This window comes from Mycobacterium sp. IDUB_19 (assembly GCF_055419445.1).
This window is the reverse complement of sequence record NZ_JBVAXR010000007.1, coordinates 90,178-114,281: the sequence shown is the minus strand read 5'-3', so window position 1 is coordinate 114,281 and position 24,104 is coordinate 90,178. Positions and strand designations below refer to the sequence as shown.

Annotated in this window: 13 protein-coding genes; all 13 read right to left on the bottom strand. The window is 64.8% G+C overall.

Annotation, left to right across the window (positions count from 1 at the left end; translation table 11 throughout):
- Positions 1-46 precede the first annotated feature (46 nt).
- Positions 47-1,087: a dihydroorotate dehydrogenase-like protein gene (locus ACZY0B_RS08605; RefSeq protein ID WP_463763665.1), complete on the bottom strand. Its 1,041-nt coding sequence runs from the start codon at positions 1,085-1,087 to the stop codon at positions 47-49.
- Positions 1,087-4,659 carry a pyruvate:ferredoxin (flavodoxin) oxidoreductase gene (gene nifJ, locus ACZY0B_RS08600; RefSeq protein WP_463763664.1) on the bottom strand — a complete coding sequence of 1,191 codons (3,573 nt, stop codon included), beginning with the start codon at positions 4,657-4,659 and terminating at the stop codon, positions 1,087-1,089. The genes ACZY0B_RS08605 and nifJ overlap by 1 nt, the downstream gene beginning before the upstream one ends.
- Positions 4,656-6,281, bottom strand: coding sequence for an NAD(P)-binding protein (locus ACZY0B_RS08595; protein ID WP_463763663.1), 1,626 nt, complete (start codon positions 6,279-6,281; stop codon positions 4,656-4,658). The genes nifJ and ACZY0B_RS08595 overlap by 4 nt, the downstream gene beginning before the upstream one ends.
- Positions 6,278-8,674, bottom strand: coding sequence for a phosphoenolpyruvate synthase (ppsA, locus tag ACZY0B_RS08590; RefSeq protein ID WP_463763662.1), 2,397 nt, complete (start codon positions 8,672-8,674; stop codon positions 6,278-6,280). The genes ACZY0B_RS08595 and ppsA overlap by 4 nt, the downstream gene beginning before the upstream one ends.
- Before the next feature lie 261 nt (positions 8,675-8,935).
- Positions 8,936-10,180, bottom strand: a complete 1,245-nt coding sequence (locus ACZY0B_RS08585; protein ID WP_463763661.1) for an MFS transporter — start codon at positions 10,178-10,180, stop codon at positions 8,936-8,938.
- A 65-nt stretch (positions 10,181-10,245) separates the two neighbouring features.
- Positions 10,246-13,899 carry a trehalose-phosphatase gene (gene otsB / locus ACZY0B_RS08580; protein ID WP_463763660.1) on the bottom strand — a complete coding sequence of 1,218 codons (3,654 nt, stop codon included), beginning with the start codon at positions 13,897-13,899 and terminating at the stop codon, positions 10,246-10,248.
- Entirely contained in the window at positions 13,896-14,897 is a 1,002-nt protein-coding gene (locus ACZY0B_RS08575; RefSeq protein WP_463763736.1) for a 1-phosphofructokinase family hexose kinase, read from the bottom strand. Before ACZY0B_RS08575 ends, otsB begins: the two co-directional genes overlap by 4 nt.
- Before the next feature lie 993 nt (positions 14,898-15,890).
- A complete protein-coding gene (locus tag ACZY0B_RS08570) occupies positions 15,891-17,441 on the bottom strand; it encodes an MCE family protein (protein WP_463763659.1) in 1,551 nt (516 codons plus the stop codon).
- A complete protein-coding gene (locus ACZY0B_RS08565; RefSeq protein ID WP_463763735.1) occupies positions 17,435-18,601 on the bottom strand; it encodes a virulence factor Mce family protein in 1,167 nt (388 codons plus the stop codon). Before ACZY0B_RS08565 ends, ACZY0B_RS08570 begins: the two co-directional genes overlap by 7 nt.
- 32 nt (positions 18,602-18,633) lie before the next feature.
- Complete coding sequence (locus ACZY0B_RS08560) at positions 18,634-20,202, bottom strand: virulence factor Mce family protein (RefSeq protein WP_463763658.1); 1,569 nt, start codon at positions 20,200-20,202, stop codon at positions 18,634-18,636.
- On the bottom strand, positions 20,199-21,758 hold the full coding sequence (locus ACZY0B_RS08555) for a virulence factor Mce family protein (protein WP_463763657.1): 1,560 nt from the start codon (positions 21,756-21,758) through the stop codon (positions 20,199-20,201). Before ACZY0B_RS08555 ends, ACZY0B_RS08560 begins: the two co-directional genes overlap by 4 nt.
- Positions 21,755-22,795: a virulence factor Mce family protein gene (locus ACZY0B_RS08550; protein WP_463763656.1), complete on the bottom strand. Its 1,041-nt coding sequence runs from the start codon at positions 22,793-22,795 to the stop codon at positions 21,755-21,757. The genes ACZY0B_RS08555 and ACZY0B_RS08550 overlap by 4 nt, the downstream gene beginning before the upstream one ends.
- Positions 22,792-24,099 (bottom strand): MCE family protein, encoded by a 1,308-nt coding sequence (locus tag ACZY0B_RS08545; RefSeq protein ID WP_463763654.1) that lies wholly within the window; start codon positions 24,097-24,099, stop codon positions 22,792-22,794. The genes ACZY0B_RS08550 and ACZY0B_RS08545 overlap by 4 nt, the downstream gene beginning before the upstream one ends.
- Positions 24,100-24,104: the final 5 nt, after the last annotated feature.

The window sequence follows — 24,104 nt, the reverse complement described above, 5'->3', positions numbered from 1 at the left end:
TCAGATCAGTCAGCCGAACCGGCCGGAAATGTAGTCCTGCTTGGGCTCAGCGATCAATTCCTCGATAGCCGGCGTCGAGATGGGGGTCGTAGTCAGTGCTGTTGGCTTCGCTCAGTGCGCTGACGTAGTCCGAGCGTTCCTGTGTGGTCAGGTCGGTACCAACGCGGGGGGCGAGTAGCCCACGTAGTTCCTCGACGGTGGCATATCCCTTGCGCCCCATCCATTCGCGCAACCCGTCGAGCAGTACGGCGGCGTGCTCCGGGCCGTGACGCAGCAACGCTGATGCGGTCATCACCACATCCGCCCCGGCCAGCAGGTACTTGATCAACTCCGCGGCGCTCTCGACGCCGGTCGTCGCGGCGAGCGAAGCGCCGACTCGCCCGTGCAGCAGCGCAATCCATCTCAGCGGCAGCCGAATCTCCGCCGGGGTGGACAACGACACCGTACGCAGCACCGTGAGGCTCTCGGGGTCAATATCGGGTTGCAGGAATCGGTTGAACAGCACCAGCCCATCCGCGCCGGCCTCGTCCAGGCGCTGTGCCATCTCGCCGGTCGCGCTGAAGTACGGGCTGAGCTTCACGGCCACCGGTACTGTCACCGTGTCCTTGACCCGCGCCAGGATGTCGAGGTGACGCTGTTCGACATCGCGGCCGCGGATGTGCGGATCGCCGGGCAGGTAGTAGATGTTCAATTCGATTGCGGCCGCGCCGGAATCCTGCATTGACCGGGCGTAGCGGGCCCAACTGCCGGGCGTGATGCCGTTGAGGCTGCCGATCACCGGAACTGAGACTGCGGCGGCCGCGCGTCCGAGCAGGCTCAAGTACCGGCGTGGGCCGTGGTCCTCATCGGCGGCGTGGGGGAAGTACGACAAAGACTCGGCGAAGCTCTCGGTGCCCGCCTCGGCGACCCGCGCGTTCTGCTCAGCCTCGCGGCGCAGTTGCTCTTCGAACAGCGAATGGAGCACCACTGCGCCGACGCCGGCGTCGGCGAGGCGCCGGACGCCGTCGACGGTTTGCGACAGCGGGGATGCCGCCGCGACGAGCGGGTTCCGCAGCGTGAGGCCTAGATACCGGGTGGACAACTCCATCAGCGCGGCCTGCGGGCGTCGGCGTGAAAGTGTTCGGGACCGCGGGAAGCCATCTCCTCGTAGATATTCCAGCGTTGTTCGATCGCCTGTTCTGCCAACCCGAGTAGCCGTTCGGCTTCGACCGGCTCGGCGTTGGCCAGCGCGCGGTACCGAAGCTCTCGGTAGGCGTAGTCGGCGAGCGGGATCCGCGGTCGATGCGAGTCGAGCAGGAACGGATTGTGCCCGGCCGCACGAAGTACCGGGTCGTAACGGATCAGGGGCCAGTGTCCGCTGGCGACCGCACGGTACTGCTGATCCATCCCGAGACGCATATCGATGCCGTGCGCAATGCACTGGCTGTAGCCGATCACCAGCGACGGCCCATCGTAAGCCTCCGCCTCGCGGAAGGCCTGCAGGGTCTGCTGCGGGTCGGCACCCATTGCGACCTTGGCAACGTAGACGTTTCCGTACGCGATCGCTTGCAGCGCGAGATCTTTCTTCGGCACCGTCTTGCCGGCGGCGGCGAACTTGGCGACTGCGCCCAGTGGGGTCGACTTGGACATCTGACCGCCGGTGTTGGAATAGACCTCGGTGTCGAGCACCAGCACGTTGACGTTGCGCCCGGTGGCCAACACGTGGTCGAGCCCACCCGACCCGATGTCGTACGCCCAGCCGTCACCGCCGACGATCCACACGCTGCGCCGGACCAGGCTGTCCACCACGCTGCGCAAGTCGGCAGTCGCTGCGGGATCGAGGTCCGCAAGGCGGTTCTTGAGCTCGGCCACCCGCTCACGCTGGGCTGCCAACTCCGACTCCCGCAGCTGCGGCGCCGCCAGTATGGCGTCGACGAGTCCGGTGCCGATGGCGTCGCGTAATTCGGCGAGGCGGCGCCGAGCCAGCGCGACATGTCCGTCGCTGGCCAACCGCAGACCGAGCCCGAACTCCGCGTTGTCCTCGAACAGTGAGTTCGACCAGGCGGGACCCCGCCCGTCCGCGTCGGTGGTCCAGGGAGTGGTGGGCAGATTGCCGCCATAGATCGACGAGCAGCCCGTTGCGTTGGCGATCATCAGCCGGTCCCCGAACAGCTGTGAGAGCAGCTTGAGGTACGGCGTCTCGCCGCAACCCGCGCAGGCGCCGGAAAACTCGAACAGCGGCTGCAGAAACTGGGTGCCGCGCACGGTGCCGAAGTCGACCCGGGAGCGGTCATTGGTCGGCAGTGTCTCGAAGAAGGCGATGTTCTCACGCTCGGCGATCACCCGCGGTTCGCTGGGGCCGAGATTGATCGCCTTGGTCACGGCGCTGCCCGGAATGACGACCGGGCAGGCCTCGACGCACAGGCCGCACCCGGTGCAGTCCTCGACATACACCTGCAGCGAGTACCTGGCGTTCGGGGTGCCGACGGCGTTCAGGGGCGCGGAGTCGAACTGTGTTGGTGCCCCGGCCAGCTGGGACTGGTCGTAGAACTTGGAGCGGATCACGCTGTGCGGGCAGACGAAGCCGCAGTTGCCGCACTGGATGCAGCTATCGGCGTCCCAGACCGCAACCAGCTCGGAGATGTTGCGCTTCTCGTATGCGGTCGTGCCGCTCGGGTAACTGCCGTCCACCGGAAGTACGCTGACCGGCAGGGCGTTTCCGCGTCCGGCCATCATCTCCGCAGTGACGGTGCGGACGAAGTCCGGAGCAGACTCGGGCACTGTCGGTGCCGGTGTGCGCGTCGAGGTGACCAGGGCGGGTATCTCGATCCGGTGTAACCCGGCCACCGCGCCGTCCACTGCGGCCAGTTCTTTGGCCAGCACGTCGGCGCCGCGGTTTCCGTACATCTTTTCCACCGATTCCTTGATCCGGACGATCGCCTGCTCGCGGGGCAGCACGTCCGAGATCGCGAAAAAGCATGTCTGCAAAACGATGTTGATTCGGCCTGCGAGCCCGGCGGCCCGTGCGATTCGGTCGGCGTCGACGGTGTAGAGCGTGATCCGCTTTGCCAGGACCTGTTTCTGAACCAGCCGGGGCAGAGCGTCCCAGACCTTGGCAGCAGGCTGCCGACAGTTCAGCAGGAGCGTCGCGTCCGGGGCGGCCCGACCCAGCACATCCATTTTGTCGAGAAACCGGAACTGATGGCAGCCAACGAAATTGGCCGCAGTCACGAGGTAAGGGGCGCGGATGGGATCCGGCCCGAAGCGTAAATGCGACTCGGTCTGCGAACCCGACTTCTTCGAGTCGTAGACGAAGTAGCCTTGGGCGTGCAGCCCTTCTTCGGACCCGAGGATCTTGATCGTGTTCTTGTTCGCGCTGACCGTACCGTCCGAACCCAGCCCGAAGAAGACCGCTCGGAACGTGTCGGGTGACTCGATGTCGAACGACGGGTCGTAGTCGACGCTGGTACCGGAGACGTCGTCGTCGATACCGATGGTGAAACGGCGCCGCGGTTGCTCGCGAGCGAGTTCGGCGAACACCCCGGCGACCATGGCGGGTGTGAATTCCTTGGAGGACAGTCCGTATCGTCCACCCGTCACGCGCGGCATGACGGGTCGCTCCCCGTCGCTACAAGCCTCGGCGAGTGCCGCGACAACGTCCAGATACAACGGTTCGCCGATCGACCCGGGCTCCTTGGTGCGGTCCAGAACGCCGACCGTGCGCACCGTCGTCGGCAGCGCTTCGAGGAGCGCGCTGGTGGGAAACGGGCGGTACAGCCGCACCTGGACCACCCCGACCCGCTCGCCGCGCTCGACGAGAGCGGCGACGGTCTGCACCACAGTCTCTGCGCCCGAGCCCATCAGCACCAGCACGCGCTCCGCCTCCGGGTGACCGGTGTAGTCGACGATCTGCATCTTCCTGCCGGTGCGCTCCCCAAGGCGGGCCATCAGGTCCTCGACCACGCCGGGAACCCGCGCGTAGAACGGGTTCACCGTTTCACGCGCCTGAAAGTAGACGTCCGGATTCTGGGCGGTGCCGCGAATGAATGGGCGCTCGGGGGACAGCGCTCGTCCGCGATGGGCCCAGATCAACTCTTCGGGCACCAGTGCCCGCAGGTCGTCGTCGGAGAGCGTCTGAATCGTGTTGAGTTCATGGGACGTTCGGAAGCCGTCGAAGAAGTGCACGAACGGTACCCGGGTTGCGAGTGTGGCCGCCTGCGCGACGAGTGCCAGGTCGTGTGCCTCCTGCACGGAGGCCGATGCGAGCAGCGCGAATCCCGTTTGCCGCACGGCCATCACGTCCGAATGGTCGCCAAAGATCGACAACCCCTGGGCTGCAATCGATCTGGCTGCCACGTTAATGACGGCAGACGTCAGCTCGCCGGCGATCTTGTACATGTTCGGGATCATCAACAGCAGGCCCTGCGACGAGGTGAAGGTCGTGGTCAACGCCCCGCTCTGCAGAGCGCCGTGCAGAGCTCCCGCCGCTCCACCCTCGCTTTGCATTTCGACCACGGTCGGCACGGTGCCCCATACATTGGGCCGCCCCGCGCTGGACCATTCGTCGGCAAACTCGGCCATCGGCGATGATGGTGTGATCGGGTAGATGCAGCACACCTCGTTGAGTCGGTACGCGACCGAAACGGCGGCCTCGTTGCCATCCACCGTGGCACGGGTCATTTCGGCTCCGGGAACATCTCGATGGCATGCACCGGGCACTGGTCGAAGCAGACGGCGCAGCCGGTGCACTTGTCGTAGTCGAACTTGTAGCGATGCCCGACACCGAGTTTGATCACCGCGTCCTCCGGGCAGGCGCCGAGGCAGCCGTCGCATTCGAAGCAGTTGCCGCACGAAAGGCAACGCCCCGCCTCGAAAGTCGCCTCGTCGGCGGACAAACCGCCGACGACTTCCTCGAAAGTCTCCACGCGCTTGTCCGGCTCGAGTTCGGGCTGCTGACGCCGCGCGGCGTCACCGAAAAACCAAAGGTGCAGCGAATCGAACGTCGCCGTCGGGTGTTTGGCCGGGCGTGCGCCCGTCGCGTTGCGCAACCAGGCGTCAATGTGGTGCGCGGCCTTTTTCCCATGCCCGACACCGACTGTGACGGTGCGCTCACTGGGCACCATGTCGCCGCCGGCGAAGACGCCCGGACAGCCGGTCATCAATGCTTCCGAGACACGCACGCTGCCGTCGCTGTCGAACTCAACTCCCGGCAGCGTCCGCATGAACGCCGATTCCGTCTCCTGGCCGAGCGCCATGATCAGGGTGTCGGCGGCCAGCGTCTCAAAGCGTCCGGTCGGTTGTGGGTAGCCCGAATCGTCGAGTTCCATTACCTCGACCCGCAATTCGGGACCGTCGAAGGCGCTGATCGTCCGTAGCCAGTTGATGCGCACGCCCTCGCGTTCGGCGTCGACGGCTTCCTCCTCGTGGGCGGGCATCTGCTCGCGAGTGCGGCGGTAGACGATGACCGCGTCCTCGGCGCCGAGGCGCCGGGCCACGCGGGCGGCGTCCATCGCAGTGTTGCCGCCGCCGTAGACGGCCACGTGGCGCCCGATCGCCGGCTTTTCGCCGGAGGCGACGTCGCGCAGAAAAGACACCGCGTCCACCATCGTGCCCGCGTCGCGGGCGGGGATGTCGACGCGTTTGGCCAGATGCGCACCGACCGCGACGAATACCGCATCAAACCCGCCATCTTCCCGCTCGGCCGCCAGGTCATCGACCCGATGATCGCTGGTCAACCGGACGCCCATGGCCGCGATTCGGTTCAGCTCGACATCCAGCACGTCACGGGGCAGCCGGTAGCTCGGAATGCCGTACCGCATCATGCCGCCGGGCACCGCACCCGCGTCCCGAATTTCGACCTCGTGGCCGAGACGTGCCAGGTGGTAGGCGGCGGACAGTCCGCTTGGCCCCGCGCCGACAACCAGGACGCGCTTGCCGGTACGGATAGGCGGCGGGTCGAATGTCCAGCCGCGCTTCCAAGCAAGGTCACCGAGGAACCGCTCCACCGAATGGATCGATACCGAGCTGTCGAGATGGGCACGGTTGCAGACGGTTTCACAGGGGTGATAGCACACGCGTCCGTGGATCGCGGCGAATGGGTTGTCCGCAACGAGCTGTCGCCAGGCCTCCTCGTGCCGGCCGGCGGTTGCATGGGCGAGCCAGGCCTGGATGTTCTCCCCGGCGGGGCAACCGGCATTGCACGGCGGCAGCAAATCAACGTAGACGGGTCGACGCTCGCGCACCGGCCCGGCCCGGGAGTGCCCGTGCAGCAAGTCCGGGAGCGGAGTGAGATCGCTGCTCATTGAGCCGGCACGAGCTGCTGTTCCACTTGAAGGACCTGACGGGTGGTCTTGATCACCGTGTCGGGGTTCAGACTCATCGACTCGATGCCGATCCGGACCAAGAACTCGGCCATGTCCGGGTAGTCCGAAGGCGCTTGTCCACACAGCCCCGAGTGGATTCCGTTGCGGCGGCAGCCCTCAACGGCCAGGCGAATCATCTCCTTGACGCCCTCGTCACGCTCGTCGTAGTCGAAGGCCACGATCTCGCTGTCACGATCGACACCGAGGGTGAGCTGAGTCAGGTCGTTGGAGCCGATGGAGAAACCGTCGAAACGCTTGGCGAATTCATCGATCAGGATCACGTTGTTCGGGATCTCGCACATCGCGTACACCTTGAGCCCGTTTTCGCCCCGGCGCAGACCGAGGTCGGCCATTGTCCGCAGGACGAGGTCCGCCTCGGCGATTCGACGCACGAACGGGAGCATCAGAATCACGTTCGTCAGCCCCATCTCGTCGCGCACACGTCGCATCGCGCGGCACTCGAGCGCGAAACCCTCGGCGTAGGCGGGATGCGCGTAGCGCGAGGCACCGCGGAAGCCGATCATCGGGTTGCTCTCCGACGGCTCGAAGGCTGCTCCGCCGATCAGGCTCGCGTACTCGTTGGTCTTGAAATCCGACATCCGCACCACAACGGGCTTCGGCCAGAAGGCGGCGGCAATCGTGCCGATCCCTTCGGAAAGGCGTTCCACGAAGAAGGCGCTCCCATCGGGATAGCCCTGCGTGAGCCGCTCGATCGTCCGACGCGCCTCGGCGTCGTCGACCTTATCGGGGTGCAAAAGGGCTAGCGGGTGAACCCGGATGTACTCGCTGATGATGAACTCCATCCGAGCGAGTCCCACTCCGTCGTTCGGCAGGAACGAGGTCTTGAAGGCGAGGTCGGGGTTCCCGAGGTTGAGCATGATCTGGGTTCGCGGCCGCGCCAGATCCGCCACCTCGGTTCGGTCGACATGGAAGCCGATCTCACCCCGGTACACGCGGCCCGTGTCGCCCTCCGCGCACGACACCGTCACGACGGCTCCGTCGGGCACGCACGTGGTCGCGTCGCCGGTGCCGACCACGGCGGGAATGCCGAGTTCGCGAGCGATGATCGACGCGTGGCAAGTGCGACCGCCGCGATTGGTGACGATCGCTGCGGCGGTCTTCATGACCGGCTCCCAGTCCGGCGTTGTGGTGTCGGCGACGAGTACCTGACCGGGCTTGAATTCGTCCAGCTGAGTGAGCTTCTCGATCCGTTTGACCGCACCCGAGGCGATCTTCTCGCCGACCGAGCGCCCCTCGGTGAGTACTTCGCCGCGGCCTTCGAGCACATAGGACTCCAGCGCCGTCGCGCTGTGCTGGGAGGCCACCGTTTCCGGGCGAGCCTGGACGATGTAGAGCTTTCCGTCCAGACCGTCCTTCGCCCACTCCATGTCCATCGGCCGCCCGTAGTGCGCCTCGATGGTGCACGCGTAGCCGGCCAGCTCCAAGACGTCGTCGTCGGTGAGACAGAACCGGGCGCGATCGGCCTTGGGTGTGGGGACGTTTCGCGTGGTGTTCTTCGTCTCGCCTTCGACGAGGATCATTTTCACGGCCTTGTCGCCGATGAGGCGGCGCAACACGGCGCGATGGCCGGCGAGGTAGGTCGGCTTGTGGACGTAGAACTCGTCCGGGTCGACGGCGCCCTGAACCACATTCTCGCCAAGTCCGTAGGCGCCGGTCACGAAGACGGCGTCGCGAAAGCCCGACTCGGTGTCGATGGAGAACATCACGCCCGACGAAGAGATATCGGAGCGCACCATCTTCATCACGCCGATCGACAGCGAGACCTTGAAGTGGTCGAAACCCTGATCGATTCGGTAATGAATGGCGCGATCAGTGAACAAACTGGCGAAACACCGGCGGCACGTATCGAGCAGACTCTCTTCGCCTTTGATGTTGAGATACGAATCCTGTTGGCCGGCAAAGCTCGCCGTCGGCAGGTCCTCGGCGGTCGCCGAGCTCCGCACAGCGAGACTCACCTCCTCGCCGTACTCCTGCTGAAGCTTTCGGTAGCCATCCAGGATCTCGGCGGCCAGATCGTCGGGAAGCCCGGCGCCGTAGACGATCTCACGGGCGCGCTTGCCTTTACGCGCCAGCGCGGCGACGTCGGCGGGGTCGATGTCGTCGAGCTCGGCATGCAGACGGTCCCAGGCGCCGGCTTTGTCCAACATGTGGCGATAAGCCTGGGCGGTGATGGCGAATCCGTGTGGGACGCGGACGCCCTGCCCGGACAGCTTCTGGAACATCTCGCCCAGCGACGCGTTTTTTCCGCCGACGAGCGGCACATCGTCGATGCCGAACTCCTCAAAAAAGCGGACGTACTCTGATGTGCTCATGACCTGTCCTCTCATAGCGCGTCAAGCAGTCGGCCCGAAACGATCGATAGCGCCACAAATGCCAACCTCGCACAGCGGCACGCACGGTGCCAGGGCCGAAGGTCACCCGAACGGGTGGATCAACGACCCGTCCTGGGACCGAACTCGAAACGCCGGCCGGTATCTCCAATGCGATATCCCCAGCGTGACGGCGTGGGTGCAGACGAACCACCATGGCTCGGCGCTGGCTGTCGATGACTCGGGTGCCGGCGCCCGTGAGCGTCAATTCGACGATGCAGAGCTGGATTTGGTGCGGATCCACGCGCCGATCGAGAGAACGAGAAGGATGGCCGCAAAGAAGCCACCGGCGATTCCTGAGACCAGTAGTGGCAGTTGGCCTCTCGCTCCCCATAACAGGCCGGCCCACAGGCCTGCCGCCAAAACCGCGAAGCCCGCCGCACCCTGAAATATGCCTTGTGCGCTGGACTGCAACTCGGCGGGAACGAGTCCGGAGATCCAGGCCTTTCCGACGCCGTCAGTGCAGGCGGTGAACAGCCCGTACAGCCCGAGGATGAGCCACGCCGCGACTTTGTCGGTGGTGAGTCCGAGCCCGATGTAGCCGGCCGCGAAAAAGGCTAAGCCCACCCCGAATACCATAGGTTTCGGGATGCGATCAGCGAGTGATCCGGCCGGGTAACTGCCCAGCGCGTATACCATGTTGTATCCCACGTAGGCCAGTATCACTTCGGCCACCGAGAATCCGATCTCTTTGAGACGCAACAGGATTAGGGCATCAGGGAAGTTGACGACGCCGAAGGCTGCCAGCAGACCGATCACCCGCCAATACCGGCCCGGCAGTTCACGCAGGCTCGTCGCCACCCGTGGTCGCTGCGCACGCTCAACCGGCCGGGGACGTTCCCGCACCATCGCGACCAGGGCCACACTCAGGACGGCCGGGACGATCGCGATGTAGAGCAACGGCACAATCTGATGGTCGAGTAGCTCGTATCCGGCAAGTCCGATCAGCGGACCGACAACCGCGCCGAGCGTGTCCATCGCGCGGTGAAACCCGAACACGCGGCCGCGGCTGCCTTCGTCGATTCCGTCGACGAGCAGTGCATCGCGAGGCGCGCCGCGGATACCCTTGCCGACTCGATCGACCAGGCGTCCGGCGAGGACACCGGGCCACGCACCGGCGACCGCAACAATTACCTTGCCGAGCGCGGCCATGCCGTAGCCCGCCGCGATAAGCGGACGCCGGGCAAATCTATCCCCGAGCGGTCCAGCCGCCAGTTTTGTCAGCGACGCCGCCCCTTCGGCCGCGCCTTCGACGGCGCCCACAACGGCGGGTGGCGCACCAAGAACTGCGGTCAGGTAGATCGGTAACAGCGGATACAGCAATTCGCTGGCGGTGTCTTGGAGGAACGAAACAGCCGATAACACCCACACATTGCGCGTCAGCCAGCTTCTGGTTCCAGCCGCATGAACGATCACGGGTAGGCGTCGCCGTCCACCACGGCGGGGCATGATGACCACATCGGTGCTGTCTCCGCCCCTTGCCGTTGCACGAATAGCGATCGTACCGGCAAAGATCAGCCGGGAAATCGGACCGTGGTCCCAGGCATCAGTTGAACGACTCGACCACGACATTCCACTTCGACTCCGGCAGCGTCGCGTGGATCCACACTGATCATCACGCCCTTTCCGCTGACCCGCAGGTGCAGGTGCAGACCGCGGTAGTGGATCGGGAATGCCAGCACGCCAAGTTCTTCCGGCCAGTACGGCGAGAGGATGATGCGGTTGGACCGGGTTTCCATCCCGGTGAAGCACCGCTGCAAGAGGTCGACGCTGCCGGCCATGGCCGCCAGGTGGATGCCTTCGGACGTGGTGCCGCCCTGGATGTCTGAGACGTCGGAGTTCAGTGCCTGTTGGAAGAACTCCATGGCACGATGGCGGTTGGCCCGGGCGAGCACCCAGGTGTGCACCACACCGCTGAGCGTCGACCCGTGCGACGTGCGGGCCAGGTAGTAGTCAACCATTTCTGGGACCTTGTCGGGCATAAAGCGATAGCCAAGTCGCTCCAATAGCTCACACAACTCCGTTGCCGACATCAGGTAAAGCAGCATGAGGATGTCGGCCTGCTTGGATGCCTTGTATCGGTTCACGTCGTCGTTTTCCGCCTCGAGGATGCGGTCGAGGCGTTGGATATTCCCGTACTGCCGCCGGTAACGGTCCCAATCCAGTTCCTCCAACTCGCCGTACCCCTCGAACTGGCTGATGAGGCCGTCGTGAAACGGGACGCACATCCGTCGACTTACTTCTTCCCAGTGCGCCAGTTCGTCCCTGTGCAGTCCGAGCGTCTCGAGTAGATCGAGTCGGTTCGGCAGCGGTAGCAGTTTCAGCGCGTCGAGGGCGCGCATGATCACCCATACAGCCATCACGTTGGTGTAAGCGTTGTTGTCGATTCCGTCGTATGGCGCGTCTGGGTAGCCCGAGTGGAATTCATCGGGCCCGATGACGCCCCGGATGCTGTAGCGTTCGCGTTCCTGGTCGTAGCTGGCCCTACTTACCCAGAAGCGTGCGATCTCGGCCAGCAGCTCCGCGCCATAGTCGATCAAGTAGGCGAGATCTCCGGTGACTTGATAGAACTTCCATGCGCTGTAGGCGACGGCGATTCCGATGTGGTGCGCACGAGCGCTCCCGTCGGGGTTCCACCGGCCGCTGCGTGGATTGAGGTGCAGACGTTGGCTTTCCTCGCGTCCATCGCTGCCGGATTGCCACGGGAACATCGCACCGGAGTAGCCTGCCGCCTGGGCGGCGTCACGTGCCTCGGGCAGGCGCCGATAGCGGTATCCCAGCAGCGACCGGGTGATCATCGGCAGCCGCAAGTTGAGTACCGGGAAGATGAACAGCTCGTCCCAGAAGATGTGCCCGCGATATGCCTCACCGTTCAGTCCGCGGGCCGGTATCCCGACATCGAGATCGCAACTGTTGGGGGAGACCGTCTGCAGCAGATGCAGGAGATGCAGTCGTAAGATGCGCGATTCGTCGGTGAAGTCTTCGAACTCGATGGACAGGCGCTCCCACAGATGTACCCAGGCATTCAGGTGCCCGTCGCGCAACTCGGCGAACCGGCCGAGTCGGCTCAGCCAGCGTTGGGCATCGACAGCGGGTTCGGACGTCGCGGCATCGCGCCCGGTGAACACGGTCACGATCTTCTCCACGGTCAACTCGTCACCGACCGACACCTTGACGGCGATGTCGTGACCGATTTCGGCTGCCTGGTCGACAAGGTGGTAGGTAGCCGGGACGGGAGTCCCGTCCCGCCACACGACGCTTCGCGCCGCCATGGCAATGGGAATGCGCGACTGGGTCGTCTGAACTGTCAGCAGCACAGAGTGGTCATTGATCTCCCGCTTTTCCACCAACCCAAGATGATCGTTGGCCAAATCCCGATACCGCTCCACGAGCGAGTTCGTGACATTGCCGTCCAGCGTCGAGCGAATCTCGATGGTCCCTGACCAATCCTCGGCGACGATCGTCGTCTGAAGGGCGCCGACGTGCGGCAGGTGCATCGCGGCGAATCGTTGCTGGGTCAGCGAACTGGTGCGTCCGGCGTCGTCGCAAAAGCGCACCTCCCTGGTCAGTATCGCGCCGCGCAGGTTGAGGGTCTGTCGGTAGGACAGCACCCTGACCGCGTCGATGTCGAACCAGCTGCCGCCGTCGACGCGGAAGGTCAGCGCAAGCCAGTTGGGCAGGTTGACCAGACTCTCGTTGTCGATTTCGGTGCCCGATACGTCGTCGACGAGACGGTTGTAGATTCCGGCGGCATAGGTGCCCGGATAGTGCACTTGGTCGGCCTTGGATTCGGGCGCCGCGCCCCGGGTGGCGAAGTAGCCATTTCCAACCGTGCACAACGACTCACGAAGCTTCTCGTTCTGCGGGTCGTACCCACCATAGGTGAAATCCCATGCTGCGGAGGACTGCTCACGCTTAATTGCAAGCCAATTCGATCCACGCTGAATGAATTCCCGCACCTCAGCGGGACTCTGCAGAGCGAAACGGGCAGCCGTTTTTCGGTCGCCATCCTCCTCGTGCCGCACCACGATCCCCATGCCGTCGAATTGGATTGCATCGAACGCGTCTTCGTCAGTGAGGTCGTCGCCGATGTAGATGGGCAGCAGGGAACCAGTAGGGTCGATACGATCACGGATCCAGGCCAGCGTGGTCCCTTTGTCCCAGTCGATATCAGGCCGCAGCTCGACCAGCATGCGCCCGTTTGTCAGTCGTAGACCATCTCGTTGTCCGAGTTTGTGTGCGGCGGAGACGATCTCGCTGACGTGCTCTGGCGCGACTTCGCGGTAGTGAACCGCGACGGCGAAGCGTTTGTGCTCCACGCGCACCCCGGGAATCTCCGCCAAACACTCGCCCAACTCGGCCGCTGCACGCTCGATGGCCGCGACGGCGGCCGCGGCCCCTTCGTTTCGGTGATAGGTGCCGTCCGGTTCCGTCAGCTCAAAGCCGTGGCTGCCCGCGTACCAGATACCCGGTATGTGCACCCGGCTGCGGATATCGGCGAGGTCACGGCCGCTCAGTATGGCCACGGGGCATTGCGCCGCAAGGCCTTCCAGCGCCTCGGCCGCTCCGTCCACAAGGGCGGCGGCGTTGGGATCGGCAACGATGGGGGACAAGGTTCCGTCGTAGTCGAGAAACAACACTGGCTCTCGGGCGCCCAGAACACCGATGATCTGACCGTATGACGTCACCGCATCGGGGAGGTTCGATATTTGCCTGTCACCCGTGCGAACAGCGACGTCCTCGAGTTCCGCAACCACGACGTCGGCGCCGCAGCACAGTAGTTCGCCGGCAAGCCCGGCGCGGTCGACACCGATGACGAGTGCGAAACCGCCGTTGTGGGCTGCCGCCACCCCGGCACCGGCACAGTCGACGACGACAGACCGGCCCGGGCGCACGCCCAGTCGGCGGGTGGCGTCAACGAGGACCGCACTTGGGATGCCATCGACACAGGCACCGAAAAGGTCATCAATCCCTGCGGATTTCAAGAGCTGTTGACCGTCCGGGCGCGACGCGTAGACCGCCGTGGCGACGCCGGCGTCGAGCAACTTTTGCACCAGCTTGATCGTCGACTCGAACAACGGAACACCCTCGGTGTCGCTCAACACCGTGTTGAGGTTGAAGATCACGGCGTCGTGGTAGCGCGGGTCGACGGTGACCGGCAGCGTCATGGTGATGTCCTTGGTCGAGCGGACAACCATTGGTCGCCGTCGACATCTATAGGGTCGGCGGCGATCTCGAAGAACCTCTCGACATCTTCACGGGCGCAGTGCGCGGTGCCGGGAGTCAGCAGCATGGCTGCACCGGCTGCGATGCCCAGCCGCACCGCCTTGTCAAGTTGCCAGCCGCGACTAAGGCCCACGGTGATGCCGGCGGTCATGGCGTCGCCGGCGCCCACGCCGCTGCCGGAAGGCACCGTTACCGGCGAATAGCGTTGGCTGCCAGTCGGCGTGGCAAGCAGAGCGCCCTTGGACCCGAGTGACACGACGACGTACTGAGCGCAGCCGCGGTCGACAAGTTCGTGCGCCGCGGCGAGCTGCTCTGACTCGGTGATGAGTGCTCGTCCGAAACATTCGCGTAGTTCTCGCACGCTCGGCTTGAGCAGAAAGACGCCGGAAGAGATATGCCGCAATCCAGCCCCGGAGGTGTCGAGAATCAACAGCGCACCGCGCTCGCGACAGATGTCGGCGACCCGCTGATAAAAGTCGGGAGGCACACTGGGCGGCAGACTGCCGCTGGCCACGACGAAGTCCGCGGATGCCGCTGCGGCGCTGAGTTTGTCGAGGCACTCGGTCTGCTCGGCATCGGTGAGCGACGGACCTGGCAGCACGAACCGGTACTGCTGCCCGGTCGTGTTCTCGTCGATCGTGAAGCTTTCCCTGGTCGAGTGAGCCACGGTGATCCGCTGCACCGGCACCCCTGAGTCGGCGACAAGATCGGTCACCTTGTCGCCGGCATGGCCGCCCGCCGGAAAGATGGCCGATACCGATGCGCCGAGCACATGGGCGATTGCCGCGACGTTGATTCCGCCGCCGCCGGGATCGTAACGGGGCAGCCCGCATCGCACTTTATCGGTGGGAATTACCCGATCGGTGTGCGTGGTGATGTCGAGCGCCGGATTCATCGTCAGCGTCACGATTGTCGTTCCCGGCCGCGTCGGTGCCTTCATTGCCATCAGTTCTGCTCTGTCGGGGGTGTAGTGAGCCACACTTGAATCCGACCAGTTCAGGGATGCCGGTGATAGGGACGGAAGTCCCGGGTCCGCGGGCCGTTCGTCGCGCTTAACTCAGCTACCGTCGGATGCCGGGCCTGCTGCGGTGTCGAGGCCGTCGGCCGTCACAATGACGACACTGATACGGGGAGCGTCACCGATCGGTTCGGGCCTCGTTCCCCGGCTGACACGATACGAGCAACCAGCTTGCCACCACGGATGACCTCAATCGTCTGCCCTGCCGCAACCCGATCGAAGCAGCGCCCCGCACGCTTTCGCAGTTCGTCGAGCTCGATTTGCCGACCAGCGTCCGCCGGGATCGGAGTCATCCTCGAGTCATCGGCCGACACGATCCGCGCCAGTAACTTGCCGCCACGGACGACATAGATCGTCTCCCCGGCCGCAACCCGATCGAAGCACCGTCCGGCCCGCGTTCGCAGTTCGTCAAGCCCGACCCACCCAGCAGCGTCCGGTGACACGGCTTTGACAGATCGGGCCGGGATCGGAGCCACCCTCCAGTCACCGGCTGACACGATCCGTGCCACCAACTTGCCGCGACGGACGACATCGAGCGTCTCCCCGGCGGCAACCCGCTCGAGATACGTACACGCGTTGCTCCGGAGTTGGCCTAGGCCAATCACTTCCGGCATTTCGCTCCGATCTCTGTGTTCACCGGCTGGCCGCGGGATGTTGACCGGCTGTGCGCGGGGAGTCGCGGGCGCCCCGATCCAGGGCACTCAGGGTGGTTCTGGCGGCGCCGCCCATCCTGCAGTATATGACTGTACGTGCGGTCAGTGTCAATGGTTCCGAGAACCGACGCGACGAGGGGACAGCGTTCGCACAGCCCGACAGGCCAGCAGCGATGCGAAAAGCACTGTAAATCAGCAGAATTGAATGTGCGACGGACAATCGAGGCGAATTGAGTCGACTAATTCGCGACGTCGGTGGGACTCAGCCAACAGGCGCCAGCATGTCCTTCCATCCGTCGTCTCCTGTTTTGCTCGAATTTTCGACCGAGTACCTGACGCCGTCGGGCCCCACCAGTTCACCGCTCTGTGGGGTGTAAACCGCCGGGGGAGGCCCGCTGGGGGTATACACGCAGGGATTTGGCTGCTGCCCGTTGCACTGCACGGTCCCCGACCCGGGCCGGGTCAAGGGGTCACTGGTCGGCGGTGGCGTCCCCGCGACTCGGTCCGAGGGTGCCGGATTCATGCCGTTGTTGATCGATGGCGCGGGTATCACCTGACCGGGCTTCACCGGCTGGTCGCAGCGCGCTCCGGGAGCGGGACAGGTCAGGATCTGGTTCGGGTCGCCGTACCAGGGATTGGTGCCCGCCGGAACGTAGGGTTTGGGGTCGCGGCATTCCCGCGGTGTCGCGGCGCGTTTACCCGGGACATCGACACACGGAATGTTGCGTGCCCCCCGCACGGCGTTGGCCGGAGTGTCTTGCGGGATCTTGCAATATGTTCCGGACGGCATGGGCGCCAGGCTGGTGTCCGCCGGAGACCGCCACTGAGTTGCCGGGAGAAAGCCGGTCAGGCACGGCGGGGGCTGGTTGATTGTCAGCGAGGTGCCGAGCGCGGCATAGCCCGGGAAGGGTGTCGTTACCGTCTGGCCTTCCGATGCGCCCTGCGGATAGGCCACCAGCAGTTGCTCGACGCCCTTGTGATACCGCTTGAGCATGTCGAGCACGATCTCGAGATTCGCCAGTGTCTGCGGCAGCGACTCGCGGACGTCGCCGAACACCGCGTTGACCTGATCGGCGGTCGGCGCGGCCTGGGTCAAAATGCTTTGCACGTGCTGATCGTTTTCCGCGCTCTGCGCGGCCAGGATGTCCAGGTTGTGCGACCAGCGCCGGATCGAATCACTCGAATCGACCTGGCTGTCGATGATCGGCCCGGAGTTTTGGATGATGGCGTCGACGTCTTGGATGTTGGTCTTGAAGTCGCCGGCGATCGCCTGCGTCGCATCGACCAGGCGTTGCAGGGCGGGGCCCAAACCGCCGACCGCTTGGGCTGTTTCGTCAAGCAGCGACGCGATCTTGTCCTTAGGTAGCGCGGCTAGCCCGCGGTTGGCCGCATCCAGCGCCGGCCCGATCTCGGTGGGCACGGTGCCCTTGGTGATGGTCTGCCCCGGCGAAAAGTGTTGGTCCGGATTGCCTGCCGACACCAGGTCCAGATACTGCTCACCGACCGCCGACACCGAATGCACGTTCGCCGACGCGTCAATCGGGATCTTGTAGCTGTCGGCGATACTCATGGTCACTCGCACGCCGGTCTCGGTCGGTTCGACGCCGGTGATCGTGCCGATGGTTTGACCGCGATAAGTCACGTTGGCCGTTTTGTACAGACCGCCCGACGCGGGCAGGTCCGCCGTCAGCGTGTACTGGCCAATCCCTGCTGCAGTGGGAATCTGCAGGTAGTACCACCCCAAGGCGATCGCCGTGATCACACTCAGAATGCTGAAGAGGATCAGCTGGCGCCAGATGAAGCGGGTCAGCATTGCCTATCCGCCCTTTCGACCAACGGGCCGCCCGGCGCGTCGTTAGGGTTCGGCGTGTATCGGACGTCGGGGATCATCGTTTCGGGGTCGCGGCCCCACGATTGCTCGAGCGCGCGCAGCGATCCGGAGAATCCGGTCCCGGTGAGGACAGCGTTGTCGACAGAGCTGAGGGTCAGGTCGAGCGTGAGCGACAGGTTGAAGTAGTCGCCGCGGAACGCCTTCGGCACTGAGTCGATGTCGAATGGCCGGACGGCGATCAGCTTGAGCGCGCGGATCAGATACGGCGAGGCCCGGCCGAGTTCCCGCAACGGGCACTGCAGCGACAGCAGGTCCTGGTGCAGGTCGCTTCGCGAGGCGGACAGGTATTGGTCGGCAACCTGGCTGAGCCGTCCGGTCGCGTCAATCGCGTCGATCAAGAGGTTCTGCTTTTCAGCGAAATGTTTGATCAGCGGCGGGAATTCGGTGAGGACCCGCTCCAAGACGTCCGAGCGCGAGCTCACGTACTCCAACAGTCGGTTGGTGGAATCGATCGCTCGGGTGATGTCCTCGCGTTGCTCGTCGAGTCGGGCGGTGAAGGTGTCGAGCTTGCCGAGGAAGGCGTGGATCTGGTCGGCGCGCCCGTTAAGGATGTTGTAGGCCTCGTTCTGCAGCACTTCGAGGTTCGGGATGCCGCCGCCGCGCAAGATCAGGGCGAGACTGGCCAGCGTCTGCTCCGTCGTCGGGTAGGCGGACGAATTCTTCAGCGGGATGGTGTCGCCGTCCCTCAGCAACTCCGGCGACGGGTCGGGCGGCGAGGTCAGCTCCACGTGCTGAGAACCCAGGAGGCTTGTCTGCCCGATTTTGGCCGTGGCGTTCTTGGGTAACTTGACGCTCTTGTCCACACGTAGCGTCAGCGTGGCGACCCAGTTCTTCAGTTCGATCGCGCGCACCGTGCCGACAAAGACATCGGCCACCCGCACTCGGCTGTTGTCGTTCAGGGCCAGCGTGTCGGGCATCTGCACGTAGACGGTGTAGGAGCCGGGCCCGCTGCCCGGGCCACCGGGCATCGGCACATTCGCGATTCCGCGCCAGTTCGCGCACGACGTCAGCGCTGCGGCAGCCCCCAGCAGTGCCAGCCCCTGCCAGGCCCGGTGCCGAGTGCGAGAACCCAACGCGCGCAACGCGGTTGAACACTGCTTGGTTAGCGTGTGTATCACGATCCGGGTCCCGTCGATGCGGCCGCCTGAGCGGGCGCGGGCGTCGGTGCAACCGGTCCCGGGACCACACCCGGTGCCGGTGGTGGTGGCGGGATCGGCACCTGCGGCGGGTTCTGCCCGATGACCGGCACTATCGGGTTCTCGTCGTACGCATTCGGCGGTCCCGGCGGCGTCTGCAGTCCCGACGGCGGAGGTGCGATGTCCGGGCCGCCCATCAGTTCGGCCAGCGATTCGGGGGTCAGCAGGCCCGCCGTGATCGGCCCCACCTGGGTGCCCTGCATGCCCGGCGCGACGACCCAGCCGGGCTGGGTGTTGCGGTGCGACAACGGGGTATCAGGCACCCAGACCCCGGGAACCGTGGTGTCCTTGTACCCGTTCGGCGGCTGCAGCCGGGGCTCGGAGTAGGCGACTTCCTTGGGCAGCGCCTCGGCGGTGCTGAACAGGTTCAGCCCGAACGGCAAGTAGTTGAACTTGATCGCATCCAGAATTGGCGCCAGGTACTGCGCACACAGTTCGGCGGATTCTTGATAGCCCAGCCGGCTGCCGGCCTGAATCATGCTGCACATGAACTGCATTGGGTTCGCGAAGTTCGGGATTGCCGGGATGGACATGACGGCGCCGTGCGTCGGGTGGTAAATCTGGCTGAGGTTCGTCTCCAGCGTCGGCAGGACATGCAGGGCGGTCTCCAAACCGTTCAGCGGTTCGGGTTGGACCAGCGTGGTGGTCAGGTTGGCGAGGTTGTCGATGTCGTGCGCGAGCACCCCGCGGTTCTTGGCCAGGAACGGGCGCAGTGTGGTGAGCAGGCTGTCGAACTGCTGTATCGCATTGGCGAGGTCCCCGCCAGACCCGGTCAACCTGTCGGTGAATTGGGCCAGGTTGCGATTCAACGCAACGAACTGCTGGTCGTCTTTGTGCAGGGCGTTGACGAACATCGCCAGGCTGTGCACCACCGCGAAGAAGTCGCCACGGCCCTGGTTGAGCGCGGTGAGCGCCTGCGACAGGCTGTTCAGCGTGGTGTTGATCTGTTTGCCCTTGCCGGCCAATCCGTCGGCGAAAGCCACGACGAGGTCACCGAAGGGGCCCTTGGGCTGCTCGGGCGTCGGGCCGAGTTTGTTGATGGTGTTGGCGACGCTCTCGCGCAGTTGGTCGAACTCCGTCGGCACTTGCGTGCGCTCGATGGGGATGACCGCGTTGTCACCCATCACCGGGCCACCTTTGTAGGGTGGCTCCAACTGAATGCTCCGCGACGCCACCAGGGTCGGGTTCACGACTACCGCGGACGCGTTGGCGGGCACCTTGTATTTGTTGTCGTAGTGAAACGTCACCTTCATCTTCCCGCCGGCCGGCTCGATCTTGTCGACTGAACCGACGCGAACGCCCATGATCTGGACTTTGTCCCCGGAGTAGAGCGCGTTCGCCGCTGGGAGATAAGCGGTCACAGTGTTGGTGGTCAACTTTTCGTAGAGCCGCCAGCCGACGAACCCGGCGATGATGGCCAGCACCAGCACCAGCGCTCCGATGACCTTCCGGAGCGGCAAGCGGCGGATAGCGAAGATGCTGCTCAATTCTGACTACCTCCTGTGATGCCACTACCACCCGTGCCGCCGGGGTTGATGAACGGTGCCGGGAGCTGCTGCCCGGATCCCGGGGACGCGGGTGGCCCCGGCGGCAGCCCTGGCGCGAACGCCGACGGTGGCGGGATGGGGCCGGCTGGTTGCAGGTTCTCGGTGCGTGCCCCCGGCGGCGCGTTGGGCGGCAGCGGCACCGGTGTGCCCGGGACGTCCGGAGGCGGCTCGCCTGGCCGCCCGGCGATCGGGATTCCCGGTGTTGGTGGCAGCCCGTTCGGGTTCGGCGGCGACGTCTGCACGTCGATCGGTGCCGGGAAACTGCCGCCGAACGGTCCGACGTCTACTCCCGCGCACGGCAACGGGTTCCACGGCCGCGGCAGGGCGCCGGGTCCCGGCACGTACGAACACGCCGTTCCGGGCGGGACGGCCGGCCCCGGATGATCCGGGGTGCCTTCTGACACCGGGGGCGCGGGCGGCGGCGCGCCGTTGGGGAACCGGGTGCCGTTGGGGTCGGGCCAGCGGAACGCGGGCAGGCCGGCACTGCGCCAGAAGTCCTCCGGGTCGATCCCACGCTTCTTGAAGGCGGCGTCGACAAATGGCTGCAAGACCCAGTACGGCAGCAGATTGGACAGGACTATCTTGAAGAACGGCCCGGACGCGACGGATTCGCCTAGCGATGCGGCGAATTGGCTTACATACGTGAGGGTTTGAGCAAGGTCGTCCTTACGTGCCACCAGCACGTCGCTGAGGGCGTGCAACTGCTCGAGCACGGGATTCAGGTTCGGGTTGTCGTTGATGAATCCCTGCACCTGTGCCGAGAGGGCGGAAATGTTCTGCAGCAGGGCGTCGATGGCCCGTCCGCGTTGGTTGAACGCGGCCAGCAGCGTCTTGGCGTTGACCAGCAGCCGGTTGATTTGTTCGCTGCGGTCACCGAGCACGCTGGCTACCTGGTTGGCCTGAGCGAGCAGGTGTTTGACCTGTTCGTCGCGCTTGCCGATGGTGTCGGAGAACTTGGCCAGACCGTCGAGGGCGGGGCTCAGGTGCGGGTAGGTCTGATCGATGGTCTGCGACAACACATTCAGCGATTGCTTGACGCTGTCGATGTCCCAGCCCGCGGCGGCCTTGTTGACATCGAAGACCGCGTCGTAGAGCTGATAGGGAGTGGTGCTTTGGCCCAGCGGCAACACACCCCCGGGCCGCAACCTCTGGTTTCCCCGCGGCTCGATCTCGAGCACCTTCTTACCCAGGATGGTGTCGGTCTTGATCGCGAGCCGGCTCTCGGTGCCGATGGTGTTGGCGCCGATGGAGAACTTGATCACGACGTGGTCGCCGTCGATGTCGAGCCCCTGCACCGTGCCGACATTCACACCGGTGATGCGCACCTTGTCGTTCTTGTTCAGTTGACCGGTGTCGGTGAACTGCCCGTAATAGCTCGGACTCGCGAACAGCATCGGGACACTGGTGAAGCTCTGGCCGACGGCGACGACGAGCACCAGCACGCCGGCGCCCATCAGCCCGGCACGGCCGCGGTTGAATTCCGTCAGTGTTCTCATTGCGGCGTGCACCTACCCGTGGGCTGCTGCCAGATCCTGACCGTGCGGACCGGGCCGCCGGCCTGTAACCCGTTCCACTTGATCGTGAGGTCGCAGAGGTAGAAGTTCACCCAGTCTCCGTAGAGGCCGATGCTGCGTCCGATCAGGTTGAGCGCGGTTGGCGTCTTGTGGATCAGATCGCTGAGCTGATCGCGTTGGTCGAGGAGCGGCTGCTGCAGAGCCTGCAGGTAGTTGATCTCCTTGTGCAGCAGAGCGCGGTTCTCAGCCAACAGGTCGGCCACCGTCCCGGCGGCGTTGCTGATGTTCGCGGTGCCGGCGGCCAGCGGATCGGCGTGATTCGTCAGTCCGGTGATCAATTTCTCGAAGTTGTCGACGGTCTGGTCGAACTCCTTGCGATGCCGAACCGTGGTGTCCAGCACGATGTTCAGGTTCTTGACCACCTCGCCGATCGCCTGGTCGCGTTCGGCAATGTGCGCTGTCAGTCGCGCGGTCTGGTCGAGGATGTCGTTGATCGTGCCGCCCTGACCCTGAAACACGGTGATGATCGCCGACGCGATGGTGTTGACCTTTTCCGGATCGAGCGCCCGGAACAGCGGCTTGAAACCACCGATCAGGGCGTCGAGATCCAGCGCCGGTGACGTTCGAGACAGCGGGATGAATCCACCCGGCGGCAGGACCCGGTCAGCGCCCTCGCCCTCGGCGCGTTTGAGCTCCAGGTAGCGGTCGGCGAACAGGTCGAGATAGCGGATCTGCGCAGTCGTCGACTGATAGAGCGGTATCGAGCGGTCGACATCGAAGTCCACCCGTACCCGAGTGCCGCCTTCGATCAGCTGCACCTTTTTGACCTTGCCGACCTCCACTCCGGAGGCGCGGACGAACTGGCCGTCTTTGAGCCCGGTGGCATTGCTGAACTCAGCGGAATAGCTGTTGGTGCTGTTGAAGCGCATCTGACCGAACACCACGACGATCGACACGGTGATCAGCAGCAGCACCAACGAGACGATGCCGAGCTTGATAGCGGAGCCGGTGATTTTCATGGGTTGATCGTGTTGTCCCCGACTTGGCGGCCCCACACGTACTCGATCGCGTACGGGGAACCGGTGTCGAGGTGGTTGTACGGCGCGAGACTGGCGCCGGTGTCCACCACCAGAGACGGTGCCGGCCATAGATCATGGGTGATGGCCTGCCAGCAACCCGGCGCACCCCCGGGGCCGCCGCGAGCGTTCACCCGCGGCAGATTGTCCGGGTACACATAGGGATTCGGCGCCCCGCCTACCACTCCGGCCAGCCCGAGCAGGCCTCCCGAAAGCGCCACGCCGGCCAGCCCCGGCAACGTCAGTAACGCTCCCAGCCCTGACGTCAGCTCGGTCATGGTGTGCAGCGCGTAGCCGTTGCCGCCGCCCGTCGTCTCGTAGGCATGGGGTTCTTCGTCGGAGTAGTTGCGGATGGTGCAGAAGATCTCCGGGCTGTAGGTGTCGAGCAGCTGCGCGGTGGGCACCAGATCGGCGACCCCACGCTGGAAGTAGGGCCCACCCCGCCGGAATATGTCTTCGCCGGTGTTGCCCAATCCGGCCGCGGCCAACAAAGCGCCGTCCAGGTCGGCTTCCTGGCGGTGCAGCGTGCGCGCCGTGATCACGGAGTTGTTGAGGGCGTCGAACAGATCCGGTGCGGCGTTGCCGTAGGTGTCGGCCAGCGCCGCAAGCCGTTGAATGTCATGCCGGATCTGCGGCATTTGCGGATTGATGTCGTCGAGGATGGCGTTGCCGTTGACTATCGACTGCCCGAACTTGTCGCCCAACCCGGTCAATGCCTGGGCGGCCGCGGCCAGCGTCAGGTTCACCTTGACCGGATCCACCTTCTCCGTGATCGAGTTAAGCGTCTCGAACAACGTGTTGAACTCGGTCGTCACGGACCTCGCATCGATCACTTGCTGCGGTGTGATGCGTTGCGGTGTAGGGCTTTTGGGCGAGGTCAGGGCCACATACTTGTTGCCGAACACCGTGGTGGCCTTGATCTTGGCGTCCACGTTGGCCGGAATCAGCTTGACGTAACGCGGATTCACTTCCAAGACGAACTTGGCCGCCGGTACTCCATCCCGCTGGGTCTCGGAAATGCTGGAAACCCGGCCGATTTCCGCGCCGTTGTAGGTGACCTTGGATCCCGGATCCATCACCAAACCGGCCCGGGGAGCCAACATCGTCAAGGTCGTTTTCGGCGTGAGCTCGCCCCGAAACTGCAACCAGACGAGCGCTAATACCGCGGTAGCGACCACCAAGAACACCGCAGCCGCGGTCTTGTACGGCGGGATACGTAGCGGGTTCTCTTTCGCCGGGTTCGTCATGGCCG

Excerpts from the sequence above, each read along its gene's own strand:
- ACZY0B_RS08605 (WP_463763665.1), bottom strand. The coding sequence starts at position 1,087 with ATGGAGTTGTCCACCCGGTATCTAGGCCTCACGCTGCGGAACCCGCTC.
- nifJ (WP_463763664.1), bottom strand. The coding sequence starts at position 4,659 with ATGACCCGTGCCACGGTGGATGGCAACGAGGCCGCCGTTTCGGTCGCG.
- ACZY0B_RS08595 (WP_463763663.1), bottom strand. The coding sequence starts at position 6,281 with ATGAGCAGCGATCTCACTCCGCTCCCGGACTTGCTGCACGGGCACTCC.
- ppsA (WP_463763662.1), bottom strand. The coding sequence starts at position 8,674 with ATGAGCACATCAGAGTACGTCCGCTTTTTTGAGGAGTTCGGCATCGAC.
- ACZY0B_RS08585 (WP_463763661.1), bottom strand. The coding sequence starts at position 10,180 with ATGCCCCGCCGTGGTGGACGGCGACGCCTACCCGTGATCGTTCATGCG.
- otsB (WP_463763660.1), bottom strand. The coding sequence starts at position 13,899 with ATGACGCTGCCGGTCACCGTCGACCCGCGCTACCACGACGCCGTGATC.
- ACZY0B_RS08575 (WP_463763736.1), bottom strand. The coding sequence starts at position 14,897 with ATGAAGGCACCGACGCGGCCGGGAACGACAATCGTGACGCTGACGATG.
- ACZY0B_RS08570 (WP_463763659.1), bottom strand. The coding sequence starts at position 17,441 with ATGCTGACCCGCTTCATCTGGCGCCAGCTGATCCTCTTCAGCATTCTG.
- ACZY0B_RS08555 (WP_463763657.1), bottom strand. The coding sequence starts at position 21,758 with ATGAGAACACTGACGGAATTCAACCGCGGCCGTGCCGGGCTGATGGGC.
- ACZY0B_RS08550 (WP_463763656.1), bottom strand. The coding sequence starts at position 22,795 with ATGAAAATCACCGGCTCCGCTATCAAGCTCGGCATCGTCTCGTTGGTG.
- ACZY0B_RS08545 (WP_463763654.1), bottom strand. The coding sequence starts at position 24,099 with ATGACGAACCCGGCGAAAGAGAACCCGCTACGTATCCCGCCGTACAAG.